Source organism: Stenotrophomonas sp. JAI102 (assembly GCF_013409105.1).
Taxonomy (GTDB): domain Bacteria; phylum Pseudomonadota; class Gammaproteobacteria; order Xanthomonadales; family Xanthomonadaceae; genus Stenotrophomonas; species Stenotrophomonas maltophilia_AA.
Genome location: NZ_JACCCI010000002.1, coordinates 549,983 through 566,355, shown reverse-complemented (window position 1 = coordinate 566,355; position 16,373 = coordinate 549,983). Strand labels below are relative to the sequence as shown.

The window sequence follows — 16,373 nt, the reverse complement described above, 5'->3', positions numbered from 1 at the left end:
GCGGAAATCCAGCCTCCAAGGATAGACCTGTGCGCGTTGGCAGGAGGTGGATACGCACAGGCCGCCCCGGAGGGCGGCCTGTGGAGTTGTCACCTGTTCAGCTGGCGGCCGCGGAAGCGGTCAGTCCGCCCAGCGGCCGACGGCGGTCGACTGCGGCAGGACCTGCGCCGACAGCGGACGGTCGGCCTCCAGCAGGTTGACCGCATCGGCGAGGATCGCGGCCGACTCGCGCAGCAGCGGATCCGGGCGCTTCTCGGCCGCCTTCTCGCGGGCGGCATCCTTGACGATGTCGCGCTCGTTGCCGGTCAGGCCGTCGTCATTGCTGTCATCGGCCAGTGGATCCAGATCCAGGCCCAGCTGCTTGCGGATGGCCTGGCGATCGGTGCGCTGCTTGTCCTGCTTCTCACGCTCGGCGCGGCGCTCGGCCTCGTTGAGCGAGATGTACTTCTTGGCCTTCTCGGCGCGGAACTGCTCGACATCCTCGTTCCACCACTGGAACTCCTTGTCGGCGGCGATGCGCGTGTCGTGGCGGCTTTCCAGCTTGGGCAGCAGCGGGCCGAAGTTGCCGTACTGGGTGTGCGGCACGGCAGCGATGCGGGTCCACGGCAGGGCGTTGTCGTAGGTGCTTTCGCCGTACTCGCTGGCGTCCACACTGGCCGGGAAGGCCAGATCGGGGACCACGCCTTTGTGCTGGGTGCTGCTGCCGCTGACGCGGAAGAACTGGGCGATGGTCAGCTTGACCTGGCCGAAGCGCTGGGTCTCGCCACTCGGCCAACGGTCGAGGTCGACGATGTTCTGCACGGTGCCCTTGCCGAAGGTGGTCTCACCGATCACCAGGCCACGGCCGTAATCCTGGATGGCGCCGGCGAAGATCTCCGACGCCGAGGCCGAGCCGCGGTTGATCAGCACGGCCAGCGGACCGTCCCACGCCACCACTTCACTGCGGTCGCTGTTGACGGTGACGCGGCCACCGGACTCGCGCACCTGGACCACCGGGCCCTGTTCGATGAACAGACCGGTCAGTTCGATCGCTTCATCCAGCGAACCACCGCCGTTGTTGCGCAGGTCCAGCACCACGCCGTCGAGCTTGTCGGCCTTGAAGCCGGCCAGCAGCTTGGCCACGTCGCGCGTCGCCGACGCGTAGTCCGCGGCATTGCGGCGGCGGCCTTCGAAGTCCTGGTAGAACGTCGGCAGCTTGATCACGCCGACCTTGCGCGCCGGCTCCCCCTCCTTGGCCGGGATGGTCAGGGTTTCGCCCTTGGCGGCCTGTTCGGCCAGGCGCACCTTCTGGCGGGTCAGCACCAGGGTGTGGTGCTTGCCGTCGACGCCTTCCTCGGCCGGAATGAACTCCAGGCGGACCTGGGTATCACTCTTGCCGCGGATCTTGGCCACCACGTCATCGATACGCCAGCCGATGACGTCCTCGATCGGACCGGACTTGCCCTGGCCCACGCCGACGATGCGGTCGCCGGGCTTGAGCGTGCCATTGACCGCAACGGGGCCACCGGCAATGACCTCGCGGATCACCACCATGTCGTCCTGGCGCTGCAGCTGCGCGCCGATGCCTTCCAGCGACAGCGACATCGCCTGATTGAAGTTCTCGGCGGTGCGCGGGGTGAAGTAATCGGTATGCGGGTCGACGGCGCTGGTGTAGGCGTTGAGGAAGAACTGGAACACGTCCTCGCCCTTGAGCTCATTGACCGACTTTTCCAGCGTCGCGTAACGCTTGTCCAGCGTCTTGCGGATCTCGGCCGGCTGCTTGCCGGCCAGCTTCAGGCGCAGCCAATCGTTCTTGACCGACTTGCGCCACAGATCGTCCAGTTCGGCGCTGCCCGCGGCCCATGGCACGTCCTTGCGGTCGTACTCGAACTTTTCGTCGGTGCTGAAATCGAAGTCCTGCTTGAGCAGCTTGCGCGCATAGCCGACGCGCTCGCCCACGCGCTGCTTGTAGACCGCGAACACCTGGAACGCCGGCTCCAGCTCACCTCCGCGGATGGCGGTGGCGATGTTGGCCTCGAACGGCGCGAAGCGGGTGATGTCGGCCTGGGTGAAGAACTGCTTGCTGCTGTCGAGCGACTCCAGGTAGCGCTTGAAGACGTCCTTGGAGGTCGCCGCATCGAGTGCGCGCGGCCGGTAGGCGTATCGGCTGTCCGAGAGCAGTCCGTAGACCAGCTTGGAGGTGGTCACCTGGTCGGCCGTGGCAGCCGAGGGCAGCGCGGGCGAATCGGCGTAGGCGGCCAGTGCCATCGGCGCGGTGAGCGCCAGGGCCATCAGGAATGCGGGGGCTTTGAATTTCATGGACTAGCTCGTGGCACCTTGCCAAGGGAGAGACTGCGTGCAGTACAGACACCACGACAGTGCCGAAAGTTGCCGCGTTTGTCACCGGGGCCTTCAGCCTACCGAGGCCGTTGGAGAAATTTGTGAATACCGGCGGGATCGGCAGGCAGGCACAGGCCTGCGGCCATCCGCGGTTCAGGGCCGCGGCCGGGGGAAGACAGGGGGAATGACGAAACGGGCCCCGAAGGGCCCGTTGGATCAACCGGCGACGCCGGCGTCGGCCGCCTGGCGGTCGGCATGGTAGGACGAGCGCACCATCGGACCGGAGGCGACGTGGCTGAAGCCCAGCGCGTTGCCGTACTCCTCCAGCGCCTTGTATTCCTCGGGCGTCCAGTAACGCAGCACCGGGTGGTGGTGGGCGGTCGGCTGCAGGTACTGGCCGATCGTGATCATGTCCACGTCGTGCTCGCGCAGGTCGCGCAGCGTGGCCTGGACCTGCTCCAGGGTCTCACCGAGGCCGAGCATGATGCCGGACTTGGTGGCGATCTCCGGATGCTGGGCCTTGAACTTCTTGAGCAGGGTCAGCGACCACTGGTAGTCCGCGCCCGGGCGCACGTTGCGGTACAGGTCCGGCACGGTTTCGATGTTGTGGTTGAACACATCCGGCGGATTGGTCGCCAGGATCTCCAGCGCGCGCTCCATGCGGCCCTTGCCACGGAAGTCCGGGGTCAGCACTTCGATCTTGGTGTTCGGCGACTTGGCACGGATGGCACCGATGCAGTCGGCGAAGTGCTGGGCACCGCCGTCGCGCAGGTCGTCGCGGTCCACGCTGGTCACCACGACGTACTTCAGGCCCATGTCGGCCACGGTCTGGGACAGGCTGGCCGGTTCATTGGCGTCCGGCGGCTTGGGCCGGCCGTGGGCGACGTCGCAGAACGAGCAACGGCGGGTGCAGACCTCGCCGAGGATCATGAAGGTCGCGGTGCCGTGGCTGAAGCACTCGTGGATGTTGGGGCAGCTGGCTTCCTCGCAGACCGTGACCAGGCGGTTCTCGCGCAGCTTGGCCTTGAGGTTCTGCACGGCGTTGCCGGACGGAATCCGCACGCGGATCCACGACGGCTTGCGCAGCACCGGCGCGTCGGCGAACTGCACCGGCGAGCGGCCGATCTTGTCACCGCCGATCTGTTTGACGCCCGTCTGCAACGGGGCGGCGGACGGCGTGTCGCCCTGCACAACCTGCAGGGGAATGAGGCGAGCGGTGGTTTCAGTCATGGCCTTGGTCGGCGGCGTTCACGCCGCGTCAGTCAAATCGGGTAATTCAGCGGCCGGCTCGAGGGCCAGGCCGAACTGGCGGGCCAGATGGCCCAGCAGCACCGGCGTGACGGCCGCCATGCCGGACGGTCCCCCCAAGTCTACCACCGAGGTCACCTGCAGCCCTTGATAGCCACAGGGGTTGATCCGGCGGAACGGTTCCAGGTCCATGGACACATTGAAGGCCAGGCCGTGGAAGGTGCAGCCGCGGCGCACGCGGATGCCGAGGGCGGCGACCTTGGCCCCGCCCACGTAGACGCCGGGGGCGCCGTCGAGGCGCTCGGCACCGATGTTCCATTCGTCCAGGGTGTCGATGATGGCCTGCTCGATCCGGCACACGTAGTCGCGCACCCCGATCCCCAGCCGCCGCAGCTGCAGCAGCGGGTAGATCACCAGCTGGCCGGGGCCGTGGTAGGTCACCTGGCCGCCACGGTCGACATGCAGAACGGGAATATCGCCGGGGGCGAGCACGTGTTCGTCCTTGCCGGCCTGGCCCAGGGTGAACACCGGGTCGTGCTCGACCACCCACAGCTCGTCGCGGGTGGCATCGGTGCGGGCATCGGTGAAACGCTGCATGGCGTGCCAGACCGGAGCATAGGGCTGGCGGCCGAGGTCACGCACGAGGGCCGGTTGCGGCGCCCGGTCGCCCGGTGCCGCGGCGGTGGCGCAGCTGGCTACAGCGTCCACTTCACTTCCGGGTGGTCGCGCAGCGCGTTGTGGGCGGCATCGTACTGTTCGCGGTTGTCGGCCTTGAACACCAGTCGCACGGACACGTACTTGCCGTTGGACGAGTGTTTCCAGCTGACCCGTTCGGTCAGTACTTCCAGGCCGGCGAGCTCGAGCAGGCGCGGCAGTTCGCGTTCCAGGTCGTTGCCGGCCGCGCCCATGGCGCTGAGTTCGAACTGGCCGGGGAACTGGAAGCCGTGGTCGGGGTTGTCAGACTTGATCTCCATGTCCGGGATTATGGGGATGCCCGCGCCCGAACCCAAGCGTTGCTTGATCGTGCGCACAGCGGTACCGAACGGCATGTGAAAACGCCTGTATCGCCACTGATACGCAGCAGTGCGTGCGCAGTGCTGTTCACAGGATCACGCTCTGACTACGCTGTACCAGCTTAAGAAAGAATAAATCCCTGTCTGGTATCCCATGTCCTTGAAGCCCTTCGCGCTGCCGGCCGCGCTTGCCGGTGTCCTCGCCCTGGCGGCGCCTGCCGCCCAGGCTGCCTCCCAATGCGGGCCCGATGCGATGCGCGAGCATCCGCCGCAGGTCAACTTCCGCGTCGACAACGATCTGTTCGGCGGCAAGGACCAGGATCAGGGCTATACCAACGGTGCGCAGATCACCTTCGTGTCCCCGAACCTGGTCGACTACACCGACGATCCGTGCCTGCCGCGCCTGGCGCGCTGGGTCAACAGCCACCTGGAGCGGCTGCACCCGGGCGAGTTCGAACAGCAGAACATGATCTTCAGCCTGGCCCAGGGGATTTTCACCCCGACCGATTTCACCCGGAAGGACCTGATCGAAGATGACCGCCCGTATGCGGGCGTGCTGATCGGCAGCTTCGGGTACAACGCGCGCCGCGGCGACCGGCTGCAGACAACGCAGCTGGCGCTGGGCGTGGTCGGGCCCTGGGCACAGGGCGAAGAAGTGCAGAACGCGGTGCACGAGCTGCTGGGCGATGAGAAGTTCCAGGGCTGGGACAACCAGCTGCACAACGAGCCGGTGTTCATGCTGACCCACGAGCGGATGCGCCGGTGGCCGGCCGATGCCACGGAGAACCTGGGCGGCTGGGGCTGGGATGCGATCAGCCATTACGGCGGCGCGGTGGGCAACCTGGCCACGCACCTCAATGCCGGTGGCGAAGTGCGCTTCGGCTGGAAGCTGCCGGACGATTTCGGCAGTACCCCCCTGCGCCCGGCCGGTGAGAACACGGCGCCGACGCGCGGTGGCAAGCCGAGCGGGTGGTCGTGGCATCTGTTCGCGACGACCGATGCGGCGTGGGTGATCCGCGATATCACGCTGGATGGCAACACGTTCCGCACCAGCCACAGTGTCGACAAGCGCCATGTGGTCGGCCAGGCCGGGTACGGGCTGGCGGTGATGCGCGGGCGCTGGAAGTTCGCGCTGGCGCGCTACCACAGCACGCGCGAGTTCGATGGGCAGCGCGAGGCGCCGGTGTTCGGCAGCTTCACGATCAGCCGGTCGCTGTAACGCCGCCACTACGAGACGCCGGCCAGCGGCCGGCACTACCGGGCAGCCAAAAAGGGACGCGCAAAAAAAGACCGGCTTTCGCCGGTCTTTTTTTTACTGCGGTCGAACCGGATTACTCCGATTCCCACCACATCCAGAAGCTGTCCCACAGGCGCTTGAAGAAGCCGGCTTCTTCGACGGCGGCCACGGCGACCAGCGGCGCCTGGGCGACGACCTGGTTGTCCAGCATCACCTTCAGCGTGCCGACCTGCTGGCCAGCGGTGAACGGAGCTTCGAGGGTCTTGGGAACATCGATGCTCGGCTTGAGATCGTTGTAGCGGCCGCGCGGGACGCTGACCAGCATCGGCTGGGCGACGCCCAGCTGCAGCGTGGCGGTCTTGCCCTTCCACACCTTGTGCTCGGCCACGACCTTGCCCGGCTCGTACATGCGGTGGGTTTCGAAGAAGCGGAAGCCCCAGTTGAGCAGGGCCAGGCTGTCATCGGCGCGCTGCTTTTCCGAACCGCCCCCGAGGATCACCGCGACCAGGCGCTGGTCGCCGCGCTGGGCCGAGCTCATCAGGCAGTAGCCGGCTTCGGAGGTATGGCCGGTCTTGATGCCGTCCACGCTCTGGTCGCGCCACAGCAGCAGGTTGCGGTTCGGCTGGGTGATGTTGCCGACGGTGAATTCCTTCACCTTGTTGTAGGCGTAGGTTTCCGGGTAGTCACGCACCATCGCGCGGCCCAGCAGGGCCAGGTCGTAGGCGGTGGTGTGGTGGCCCGGGGCACTGAGGCCGTGCGCGTTGACGAAGTGCGAGTCCTTCATGCCGATCTTGGCGGCGTAGCTGTTCATCAGCGAGGCGAAGGCTTCTTCGCTGCCGGCGACGTGCTCGGCCAGGGCGATCGCGGCATCGTTGCCGGACTGGATCGCCATGCCCTTTTCCATGTCTTCCAGGCGTGCGGTCTGGTTGACCGGGAAGCCGCTGTAGCTGCCGTCGGTGCCGGCACCGCCCTCGCGCCAGGCGCGCTCGCTCATCATCACCTGGTCGTCGGTACGGACCTTGCCGTTCTTGACCTCGGCGGCGACGACGTACGAGGTCATCACCTTGGTGATGCTGGCCGGGGCCAGCTGTTCGTGCACGTTTTCACCGGCCAGGACCTGCCCGGTGGCGAAATCCATCAGGATCCAGGCCTTGGAGATGCTGGGCGCGGGTGCCGGCGGGGTGGCCACGGTGGCCGGAGCGGCGGCGGCGGGAGCAGGCGCCGGTGCCGGGGTCGGCAGGGGGGTCTGGGCGGAGACCATGCCCACGAACAGGGTCGTGGCCATGGCAGCGGCGGCAAAGCGGAATTTCATCGGACAGCAAGCTCCTGGAGGGCGCCAAGGGGGGGATGAGGGATAACGGCCATTGTAGGGCCAAGGAGCGGCGGCACGCGCTGGCGTGCCGCGGGCAGTGGAAGGCTCAGTCCTTCACGATCTGCGGCGCCCCGAAGCCCAGACCGGCAATCCGGCCGGCAAGTTCCGAGGCACTGGCATGGTCGGGGGCCGGCACGCGCAGGCGCCACAGGGTGCGCCCGCCACTGACGATGTCGCTGATGCTGGCCCCGGCGATGCCGGCCGAGGACAGCTGGCCGAGCGCGCGGGTCGCATTGTCGCGGCTGGCGAAACTGGCGACCTGCAGCAGCACGCTGCCGAGCACCTGCTGGGACAGGCTGGCGCTGGGGGCCGGGGCCGGGCGCGCGGCGGGCGCGGCGGCGGGCAGTGCGGCGACCGCCACCGGGGCGCTGTTCACGCTGGCGGCCTGGGTGGTGGCCGGCTTGCCGGTGGCCACGCGTACCCCGTTGTCGCGCATCCAATGATCGAAGTTGTCGGCGTTGCCCGGCTTGGCCGAGTCGGCCACGCGGTAGCGGTACTGCTCGCCGGCCGGTTTGGCCGCGGTGGCCGTGGCCGTGGCGGCCGGCAGCTTGCCGACCAGGGCATCCATGTCGCTGGCGCGGCGTGCCGCGGTGGCGCTGGCCGTCGTCGCGGCAGCCGCAGCGGCGGCGACCTCGCGGCGTTCGCGGCGGCTGGGCTTGTCGACCATGAGGTTGTCATCGCCCGGGGCCAGTGCGCGGACTTCCACGTTGCCGGTGCCGCGCTGGGTGATGCCCAGGCGCACGGCGGCCGCGTAACTGAGATCGACCACGCGGCCGTCATGGAACGGGCCACGATCATTGACCCGCACGATCACCGATTCGCCGTTGTCCAGGTTGGTGACCCGGGCGAAGCTCGGCAGTGGCAGCGTCTTGTGCGCGGCGGTGAAGGCGTACATGTCGTACACCTCGCGGTTGGAGGTCAGCCGGCCATGGAACTTGGCGCCGTAATACGAGGCCGTGCCCTTCTCGGCATAGCCGCGGGTCTTGTCCATCACCTGGTACTGCTTGCCCAGCACCACGTAGGGCGATTTGTTGCCGACCGGCGAACGCGGCAGATCCACCACCTCCGGCTCGGGGATGCAGGCCACGTTAGGGATGTAGGTGGGGGTGCTGTCATTCACGCCCGGCTTGTACAGCCCGCCGGCGCGATAGTCGCCGCGCGTACTCGGGTCTTCAGAGGCGGCTTTGTACGGCGAGCCATCAGGACAATGCGCCGGACGCCCGCCCTTGCCCTGCACCACCGCTCCGGACGGCTTGCTGCTGCCGGACGCGGTGCCGCCCCCGGGCTTCTTCGGCGCACTGCTGCAGGCGGCCAGTGCCAGTATCAACAGACCCGGGATCAGCCATCTGGAGCGTGCGATCGTGTTCATGCCGGCGGCAACTCCTGTCCGGCGATGGCCTGGGACAACTGGTACACGGCCATCGCATACATTTTCGAGAGGTTGTAGCGGGTAATGGCGTAGTAGTTCTGGAAGCCCAGCCAGTACTGCTTGCCGGTGCTGCCTTCCAGCGTGATCGGGGTGGCGGTCAGGCCGGCCGCGACCGGAACGCTGGGCTGGTAACCGCGCTGGGCCAGCTCGGACAGGCTCCAGGTCGGTGCCCATTCGGTCGGATTGAACGGTTCGCGACCCGCCTGCAGCGTGGCCGGCACGGCGACCGGCCCACCGCGGACCCAACCGCCCTTCTTGACGAAGTAGTTGGCGATCGAGGAGAAGACGTCGTCATAGCTGTTGAACAGATCGCGACGACCATCGCCGTTGCCGTCCACGGCGTAATCGAGATAGCTGGAGGGCATGAACTGGCCCATGCCCATCGCGCCGGCGTAGCTGCCCTTGATGGCGGTGATGTCGAGCTTCTCATCGCGGGTCAGCGCGAACAGGCGCGCCAGTTCGTCGCGGAAGAACAGCTCGCGGCGCACTTCGCGTTCGAGCTTGGCCGGATCGCCACTGCGCGGGTACTTGAAGGCCAGCGTGTACAGCGCATCCAGCACGCGGTAGTTGCCGGTGTTGCCGCCGTAACTGGTTTCCACGCCGATGATCGCCACGATCACCTCGGCCGGAACCCCGGTGCGCTGCTGCACGCGCATCAGCTCATCGCGATGCTGGGCGAGGAACTTCCTGCCGCCTTCGATCCGCGCCTGGCTGATGAACATCGGCCGGTATTCGTTCCACGGTTTGACCCGCTCGGCCGGGCGCGACATCGCCGCGATGATCGGGTCGCGGATCTGCGCCTGGGCCAGGGTCGCCTCGATGTGCGCGGCGGGAATGCCGTAGCGGGCCGCGGTATCGCGCACGAAGTTGGCGCGCGCCACCTCGAACGGGACCGGGGTCAGATCGACCGGGGCCGCGTTGGCACCCGCTGCCTCGGGGGCGGCTTCGGCCGGCCCTTTGTTCCCCGCAGCGGGTTTGTTCCCCGCAGCGGGAGTGACGGGAACCCCCGAGGCCTGCGGCGACGGTGAAGGAGTCTGCGGCTGGGTCGCACAAGCGACCAAACCGAGCGTGAGCATGCAGGCCAAGGAGCGTCGGATCATCGCGGCAGGTTAGCAGGTCATGGATGAATTAAAACCCCTAAGACCATGAATCTCAACGGATTGCCTGAGTTTCAGCGATGCTGTTAAGGCCACGTGTAAGGAGGCGCAGGGTCACTTCCCCATTCATGTTAATCCCGACCCGCGACTGTGTGGCGGCCAGCAGGAATCTGCGTGGAGCGTCCGGCCGGTCGGCCTGGGCCAATCGGCGATCTGGCAGCCGGCGACGCACGTCTCACTTTATGGGCCGGCAACAACGCGCGAAGAGGTCCGCCGGCTGCGTCCCCATCCCCGCGGACGCAACCGGCCAAACCGGACCCGATCGGCAGCGGCGCGGCGCGCATCTCCCCAGCGCGCGCCTCGCCCTCTCTACCTGTGAGGTCAACTGCTCCCCGCCAGACTCCCCATCCGCGATGCTTGGCTCAGCGCGTCGTTGTTGGCGGGCCGCCATTGTGCAGGCCGTTTGCGACAAGTCCATTGATCGAGATCAAGTCACTTCATATCTGTGCGCCACTTCTCACTTTTGCTCCTGCAGCTTGACGATGCGTGCACGTGGAAGCGTTTCCGTCTGGCCGCGTGCGCAATGCGTTGCGATTCCCACCTCATGTCGCATGCACCGGCTGATGCTGCCGGGCGGCCATCACCAGCCCGAAACTGGCCAGCAGCGATACCGCCGACGTGCCGCCATAGCTGATCAAGGGCATGGGCACACCCACCACCGGCAGCAGCCCGGAGATCATGCCGCCGTTGACCAGCACGTAGACGAAGAACACCAGGCCGGTGGTGCCGACCAGCAGCCGCGAGTATCCACAGCGCGACTGGCTGGCGATCCACAGGCAGCGCGCGGTGACGAACAGGAACAGGCTGAGCACCACCGCCACCCCGACCCAGCCGAACTCCTCGGCCAGCACGGAGAAGGCGAAGTCGGTGGTGTACTCGGGCAGGAAATCCAGCGTGGCCTGGGTGCCCTGCCCCCAGCCTTTGCCGTGCATGCCGCCCGAGCCGATCGCGATCTTGGACTGGATGATGTTCCAGCCGGTGCCCAGCGGATCGTTCTCCGGATACAGGAAGGTCAGCACGCGATCCTTCTGGTACTGCCGCAGCAATCCGAACCACGCCAGCGGCGCTGCCACCGACAAGCCCCCCAGCGCAACCGCCATCCACCACCAGCGCAGCCCGGCCAGCAGCAGCGCGAACACGCCGCTGGCGGTCACCAGCGTCGCGGTGCCCAGGTTGGGCTGCAGCAGGATCAGCACCGCCGGGCCACCGATCAGCAAGGCGGCGGTCAGCACCGCGCGCGGTCGCGGCGGCAAGGGCTGTTTGTGCAGGTACCACGCCATCATCATCGGCAGGCTGAGCTTGAGCAGCTCGGAAGGCTGCAGATAGAACACGCCCAGGTTCAACCAGCGCTGGCCGTACTTGCCGGTGCCGACCACATATACCGCCAGCAGCGGCAGCAGGGAGAGCGTGTAGATCCACGGCGACCACACGCGCAGCTCCACCACCGGCAGCCGCGACAGCCCCCACAGCGCGGCAAGGCCGGCTCCGTAGCGCATCGCCTGCGCATGCACCGGACCGTCCACGCTGTGAAGCACGGCCAGGCCGGCCACCATCAGCAGGCACAACGCGCCCAGCAGCGGCAGGTCCAGCGTGCGGAAAAAGAAATGGAACACGGCGCGTGCGCGCTGCAGTAGTTCGACCATGCGGACGACTCCTGTGGATGACGCGACGCACAGCAGGAGGCGACACGGCGAACAGAAAGCGGGCCCGACAGGCGGGCCGGCGCGAGCGCAGGACCGTAACACGCGTGGGCAGCGCAAACCTTAGCCGACACGTACCGCCGATCACGGCGTACGCATCGTGCACGCTCAGCCGTAGCCGCCGTGCACCGGGTTGTGGCGACGTACCGCCATCACCAGGCCGAAGCCGGCCAGCAGCGATACCGCCGAGGTACCGCCGTAACTGATCAGGGGCATCGGCACCCCGACCACCGGCAGCAGGCCGGAAATCATGCCGCCGTTGACCAGCACGTAGACGAAGAACGCCAGCCCGGTCGCGCCCGCCAGCAGGCGCGAATAGGTATCGCGCGACTGCGAGGCGACCCACAGGCAGCGCCCGATCACCACCAGGTACAGTGCCAGCACGATGGCCACGCCGATCCAGCCGAACTCCTCGCTGAGCACGGAGAAGGCGAAGTCGGTGGTCTGCTCGGGAATGAAGTTCAGGTGCGACTGCGAGCCCTGTCCCCAGCCCTTGCCGTCGAAGCCCCCCGAGCCGATCGCGATCTTGGACTGGATGATGTTCCAGCCCGCGCCGAGCGCATCGCTCTCCGGGTCCATGAACATCATGATGCGGTCCTTCTGGTACGGCCGCAGCAACCAGAACCAGGCCACCGGCGCGGCCGCGGCGACGCCGCCGACCGCCACGCCGACCCACCACCACGGCAGGCCGGCCAGCAGCAGCACGAACGCACCGCTGGCGGCGATCAGCACGCCGGTGCCGAAGTCCGGCTGCAGCATCACCAGCCCGGTCGGTACGCCGATGATCACCGCGCTGGTCAGCACCGTGGAGAAACGCGGCGGCAGCGGCATGCGATGCAGGTACCAGGCCACCATCATCGGCAGGCTGACCTTGAGCAGTTCGGCCGGCTGCAGGTAGAACAGCTTCAGATCCAGCCACTGCCGGCCGTACTTGCCGGTGCCGAGCACGAACACGGCCAGCAGCGGAATCATCGAGACCGCGTAGATCAACGGCGTGGCCGAGCGGATGCGCAGGATCGACACGCGCGAGATCGCCCACATCGCGGCCAGGCCGACCGCGAAGCGCGCGCCCTGCGCGAACACCAGGCCGTCGCCGCCGGCGCTCTTGAGCACCGCCAGGCCGATCAGCATCAGCGCGGCCAGAGCCAGGCACAGGACCCAGTCCAGCGAGCTGCTGAAGCGGACGGCCATATCGACCGCCCAACGCAGGAAGACCTTCATCGTGTCCGCTCCGGTGCGGTCGGCGGCGCGGTGGCACTCGGCACGGGGGCGCCGGGCAGCGGCGCGGGGGCGGGCTCGGGCGCGGCAGGCACACCGACCATGACCGGCAGCAGCTCCAGCGCGGCCACGGCGGCATCGCCCGCTTCGCGTGCCGCACCATCGCCCCCATCGAACGCCGTGATGCCGATCGCGGTGGTGCCGCGCTCACTGTCCAGCGGTTCCAGGCCGTCCGGCATCTTGCCGAGCAGCCAGGCGTCGAAGATCTTGCGGGCGATCGGTGCTGCCGCCGAGCCACCGTAACCACCGCCCTCCACCGCGATCGCCACCGCGATCACCGGGTGGTCGGCCGGTGCGAAGCCCACGAACAGCGCGCGGTGGCGCAGATGCAGCGGCAGGCTGCGCGGGTTGACCGCCGCGGTGCCGCGGCGGCTGATCACCTGCGCGGTGCCGGTCTTGCCGGCCATGACATACGGGGCTCCGGCGGCAGCACGCGCACCGCTGCCGCCCGGCTGCATGGTGCCCATCATGCCTTCGCGCACGGCCTGCAGATTGCCCGGCGTCGGGCTGATCGGCTTGCTTTCGCCCGGCGCCGTGGCGGTCCAGTCCGCATCGAAACCGGCGCGCTGCTGCATCACCAGGTGCGGCTGCCGCAGCTGGCCATCGGCGATGCCGGCCACCCCATGCACCAGCTGCAGCGGCGTGACCTTCCAGTCACCCTGGCCGATGCTGACATTGACGGTGTCGCCGGGATACCAGCGCTCCTTGCGCGCCTTGAACTTGGCCGCCGGCGACGGCAGGATGCCGCCGATCTCGCCGGTCAGGTCGATGCCGGTCGGCGCACCGAACCCGTAGTAGCCCATGTAGTGGTCGAAGCGGTCGATGCCCAGATCCAGCGCCAGCTTGTAGTAATACGTATTGACCGACTGGGTGATCGACTTGCGCAGATCGGTCCAGCCATGGCCGCCACGGTTGGCATCGCCCCAGCCGCGCGAGGTACCGGGCAGGTAGAACATGCCGGTGGAGAGGATCTTGTCTTCCGGCCTGCGCACGCCGCTGTCCAGGCCAGCCAGCCCGATCAGTGGCTTGATGGTGGAACCGGGCGCGACACCGCCAAGCACCAGGCGGTTGAACTGCGGCCGCGAGGGGTTGTCGTTGAGCGCCTTGAAGTCAGCGTGCGAGATGCCGTTGACGAACAGGTTGGGGTCGTAGGACGGCAGGCTGACCATCGCCAGCACTTCGCCGGTGCGCGGGTCCATCGCCACCGCCGCGCCCTCGAACTCGCCGAAGGCGGCGACCATCGCGCGCTGCAGGTCGGCATCGATCGACAGCCGCAGGTCGCTGCCCGACTGCGCCGCGACCCGGCCGATGGTGCGGATCGCCCGGCCCTGTACGTTGGTCTCGACCTGCTCGTAACCGACCTTGCCCCGCAGCTGCTGCTCGTAATAGCGCTCCAGCCCGGACTTGCCGATGTGCGTCAGCGCGGCATTGCCCTCGCCCAGCATCTCCAGGTCCTTGTCATCGACCCGGCCGACGTAGCCGATGATGTGCGCGAACAGATCGCCATACGGATAGCGACGGGTCAGGTACGGCTCCAGCTCCACGCCGGGGAAGCGCCAGCGGTCCACCGCGAAGCGCGCCATCTCCTCATCGGTGACGCGCAGCTTGAGCGTGACCGGCAGGAAACTGCGGCGTGCCTTGCGCGACCGGTTGAAGGTCTCGATGTCTTCCGGGCTGAGGGCGAGGATCTTCGACAGGCCCGCCAGCGTGGCGTCCATGTCCTTGACCTTGTCCGGGGTGATGTCCAGGCGGAATGCCGGCACGTTCTCGGCCAGCAGCCGGCCGTTGCGGTCGTAGATCATCCCGCGCCCCGGCACCACCGGCCGCGGCTTGATCCGGTTGGCCTCCGAGCGCGTCGCGTAGATGTCGTGGTCCATCACCTGCAGCTTGAAGTACCAGCCGCCCAGGCCGAGCAGGCACACCAGCACGCCGAGGAAGCCCAGCGCGGCGCGGCGCCGGAACTGTTCTGCCTCGGCATGCGGATTCTTGGCCTGGCGGCGCATGTACATGTCAGCGCCCGCGTCGCCCGAAGCGCAGGGCGTCCAGCAGCACGAACGCCAGCGGCCACAGCGCCATGCCCAGCAGCGGCGCCCACCAGTACGACCACGGCAGGGTCGGCTCGCCGACCACGATGTGCACCACCGCGCTGACGATGCGATCGTTGAACAGCAGGCCGCCGATCGCGAGTATCTGCTGCGACATCGGGAAGAAGCGGATGCGCGCGCGGAAGCGCTGCAGGATGAAGGTCAGGATCACCAGCCGCAGCGCCTGCTCGCCGAGCACGCCGCCATAGAGCAGATCGGCGATCACGCCGCTGGCGAAGGCGATGCCCAGGCCGACCCGGTCCGGTGTTTCGATCACCCAGTAGGCCAGCACCAGCGCCAGCCAGTACGGGCGCAGCGGCTGCAGCAGGGCCGGCAGTGGCAGCAGGCCGAGCAGCAGGGCGACCACCAGGCTGACCGGCAGCACCCAGGGTTTGTCGCGCAGGCGGCTCATGGTTGCGGTACCTGCGATTGGCTTGGCTGCGGCTGCCGGCCAGCGGCCGGCACTACCGGTGTCCCGGCTGGAGGAGAGCCCCCTTGTTGTTCAAGGGGGCGCGCCGAAGGCGCGGGGATAAGGTGAGATGCCCCCCCGGCAGCCGGATTCGTCGCAGACGCATCTGGCTGAGTCCGTTCGTGCGCCGCAGGCTCACGAACGGCCGGTCCACCGGCTTCGCCGGCTTCACCCGCGTCGCGACGCAGGTTCGGCGGGATGCGGATCGCCTCGCCCGGGCGCAGCAGCAGCACATCGCGGCCGCGGTCGAGCTGGGCGGCCGGCTTCAGCTCGCCGACCAGGAAGGCATGGGTGTCATCCGGGCGCAGCGCGGTGATGCTGCCGACCGGGAACCCGGCCGGGAAGCGCCCGCCCAGGCCGGAGGTGACGATCTCGTCGCCCACTTCCACCCCGGCGCTGAGCGGAATGTCGCGCAGTTCGAGCGTGTCGCCACGGCCGTAGACGATCAGGCGCACGCCGTTGCGGGCCACGGTGACCGGCACCGCGTGGTCGGGGTCGGTGAGCAGCAGCACGGTCGCGCTGTTGCCGGTGGTGGCGATCACCTGGCCCATCAGGCCACCGGCATCGATCACCGCCTGGCCGACATGCACGCCATCGCGGGTGCCGGCGGCCAGCACCAGGCGCTGGCGAACCGGGTCCAGGTCGATATCCAGGATCGGGGCGAGCTGCACGTCCAGGCCACTGCGCTCGGCCACGTTGAGCAGCTCGCGCAGCTGGGCATTGTCCAGCGCGGCGGTCTGCAGGCGGGTCAGGCGCGCATTGGCGATCAGCAGCTGGTTGCGCAGTTCGCGGTTCTCGCTGACGAGCTGGCCGTGGCTGGCCGCGTTGTCCTTGACCTGGGTGCCCAGGCGACCCGGCAGGCCGGCCAGCGCCCACACCGGCTGCACCAGCACGTTGGCCTGCGCGCGCAGGCGCGACAGCCAGCCGGCCTGGTCATCGAGCACGATCAGGGTGATGGCCAACGCCAGGTATGCGAGCAGGCGCAGCGGACTGGCGGCATCGCCCTGGCGGGAGGCTACGGGAGGACCGGCGTAAGGCGGCACAGGCGTCGACTGGGAAAAGTGTGG

The 16,373-nt window shown here is 68.0% G+C and carries 13 protein-coding genes; 1 reads left to right on the top strand and 12 read right to left on the bottom strand.

All coding sequences use genetic code 11. The features are described 5' to 3' along the window. Positions 1-120: 120 nt before the first annotated feature. From HDC96_RS11190 to HDC96_RS11175, 4 genes are all read right to left on the bottom strand, one after another. A complete protein-coding gene (locus HDC96_RS11190; RefSeq protein ID WP_179460040.1) occupies positions 121-2,298 on the bottom strand; it encodes a carboxy terminal-processing peptidase in 2,178 nt (725 codons plus the stop codon). Between the two features lie 237 nt (positions 2,299-2,535). Next, the gene (gene lipA, locus HDC96_RS11185) at positions 2,536-3,549 is read right to left on the bottom strand and encodes a lipoyl synthase (RefSeq protein WP_176988175.1); all 1,014 of its coding nucleotides are present in this window, start codon (positions 3,547-3,549) and stop codon (positions 2,536-2,538) included. A gap of 18 nt (positions 3,550-3,567) precedes the next feature. Continuing rightward, the gene (gene lipB, locus HDC96_RS11180) at positions 3,568-4,275 is read right to left on the bottom strand and encodes a lipoyl(octanoyl) transferase LipB (RefSeq protein WP_176988174.1); all 708 of its coding nucleotides are present in this window, start codon (positions 4,273-4,275) and stop codon (positions 3,568-3,570) included. Then, the gene (locus tag HDC96_RS11175; protein WP_121041243.1) at positions 4,263-4,541 is read right to left on the bottom strand and encodes a DUF493 family protein; all 279 of its coding nucleotides are present in this window, start codon (positions 4,539-4,541) and stop codon (positions 4,263-4,265) included. Before HDC96_RS11175 ends, lipB begins: the two co-directional genes overlap by 13 nt. 193 nt (positions 4,542-4,734) lie before the next feature. Here HDC96_RS11175 and HDC96_RS11170 point away from each other — a divergent pair, with 193 nt between their 5' ends. Then, positions 4,735-5,799 carry a lipid A deacylase LpxR family protein gene (locus tag HDC96_RS11170; RefSeq protein ID WP_179460039.1) on the top strand — a complete coding sequence of 355 codons (1,065 nt, stop codon included), beginning with the start codon at positions 4,735-4,737 and terminating at the stop codon, positions 5,797-5,799. A 112-nt stretch (positions 5,800-5,911) separates the two neighbouring features. On the opposite strand, the gene HDC96_RS11165 is transcribed toward HDC96_RS11170, so the two are convergent. The 8 genes from HDC96_RS11165 to mreC form a co-directional block, all read right to left on the bottom strand. Continuing rightward, on the bottom strand, positions 5,912-7,129 hold the full coding sequence (locus tag HDC96_RS11165) for a D-alanyl-D-alanine carboxypeptidase family protein (RefSeq protein WP_179460038.1): 1,218 nt from the start codon (positions 7,127-7,129) through the stop codon (positions 5,912-5,914). Positions 7,130-7,235: 106 nt separating this feature from the next. Beyond that, a complete protein-coding gene (locus HDC96_RS11160) occupies positions 7,236-8,558 on the bottom strand; it encodes a septal ring lytic transglycosylase RlpA family protein (RefSeq protein WP_179460037.1) in 1,323 nt (440 codons plus the stop codon). Beyond that, a complete protein-coding gene (mltB, locus tag HDC96_RS11155) occupies positions 8,555-9,718 on the bottom strand; it encodes a lytic murein transglycosylase B (RefSeq protein WP_179460036.1) in 1,164 nt (387 codons plus the stop codon). Before mltB ends, HDC96_RS11160 begins: the two co-directional genes overlap by 4 nt. A 599-nt stretch (positions 9,719-10,317) precedes the next feature. Then, a complete protein-coding gene (rodA, locus tag HDC96_RS11150) occupies positions 10,318-11,418 on the bottom strand; it encodes a rod shape-determining protein RodA (protein WP_179460035.1) in 1,101 nt (366 codons plus the stop codon). A gap of 165 nt (positions 11,419-11,583) precedes the next feature. Beyond that, complete coding sequence (rodA, locus tag HDC96_RS11145; protein ID WP_179460034.1) at positions 11,584-12,696, bottom strand: rod shape-determining protein RodA; 1,113 nt, start codon at positions 12,694-12,696, stop codon at positions 11,584-11,586. Continuing rightward, a complete protein-coding gene (gene mrdA, locus HDC96_RS11140; RefSeq protein ID WP_179460033.1) occupies positions 12,693-14,762 on the bottom strand; it encodes a penicillin-binding protein 2 in 2,070 nt (689 codons plus the stop codon). The genes rodA (HDC96_RS11145) and mrdA overlap by 4 nt, the downstream gene beginning before the upstream one ends. A gap of 1 nt (position 14,763) precedes the next feature. Then, positions 14,764-15,249, bottom strand: a complete 486-nt coding sequence (gene mreD / locus HDC96_RS11135; protein ID WP_179460032.1) for a rod shape-determining protein MreD — start codon at positions 15,247-15,249, stop codon at positions 14,764-14,766. Further along, entirely contained in the window at positions 15,246-16,349 is a 1,104-nt protein-coding gene (gene mreC / locus HDC96_RS11130; RefSeq protein ID WP_179460031.1) for a rod shape-determining protein MreC, read from the bottom strand. Before mreC ends, mreD begins: the two co-directional genes overlap by 4 nt. Positions 16,350-16,373: the final 24 nt, after the last annotated feature.

Coding starts and splice junctions, on each gene's coding strand:
- HDC96_RS11190 (WP_179460040.1), bottom strand. CDS start 2,298: ATGAAATTCAAAGCCCCCGCATTCCTGATGGCCCTGGCGCTCACCGCG.
- lipA (WP_176988175.1), bottom strand. CDS start 3,549: ATGACTGAAACCACCGCTCGCCTCATTCCCCTGCAGGTTGTGCAGGGC.
- HDC96_RS11175 (WP_121041243.1), bottom strand. CDS start 4,541: ATGGAGATCAAGTCTGACAACCCCGACCACGGCTTCCAGTTCCCCGGC.
- HDC96_RS11170 (WP_179460039.1), top strand. CDS start 4,735: ATGTCCTTGAAGCCCTTCGCGCTGCCGGCCGCGCTTGCCGGTGTCCTC.
- HDC96_RS11165 (WP_179460038.1), bottom strand. CDS start 7,129: ATGAAATTCCGCTTTGCCGCCGCTGCCATGGCCACGACCCTGTTCGTG.
- HDC96_RS11160 (WP_179460037.1), bottom strand. CDS start 8,558: ATGAACACGATCGCACGCTCCAGATGGCTGATCCCGGGTCTGTTGATA.
- mltB (WP_179460036.1), bottom strand. CDS start 9,718: ATGATCCGACGCTCCTTGGCCTGCATGCTCACGCTCGGTTTGGTCGCT.
- rodA (WP_179460035.1), bottom strand. CDS start 11,418: ATGGTCGAACTACTGCAGCGCGCACGCGCCGTGTTCCATTTCTTTTTC.
- rodA (WP_179460034.1), bottom strand. CDS start 12,696: ATGAAGGTCTTCCTGCGTTGGGCGGTCGATATGGCCGTCCGCTTCAGC.
- mrdA (WP_179460033.1), bottom strand. CDS start 14,762: ATGTACATGCGCCGCCAGGCCAAGAATCCGCATGCCGAGGCAGAACAG.
- mreD (WP_179460032.1), bottom strand. CDS start 15,249: ATGAGCCGCCTGCGCGACAAACCCTGGGTGCTGCCGGTCAGCCTGGTG.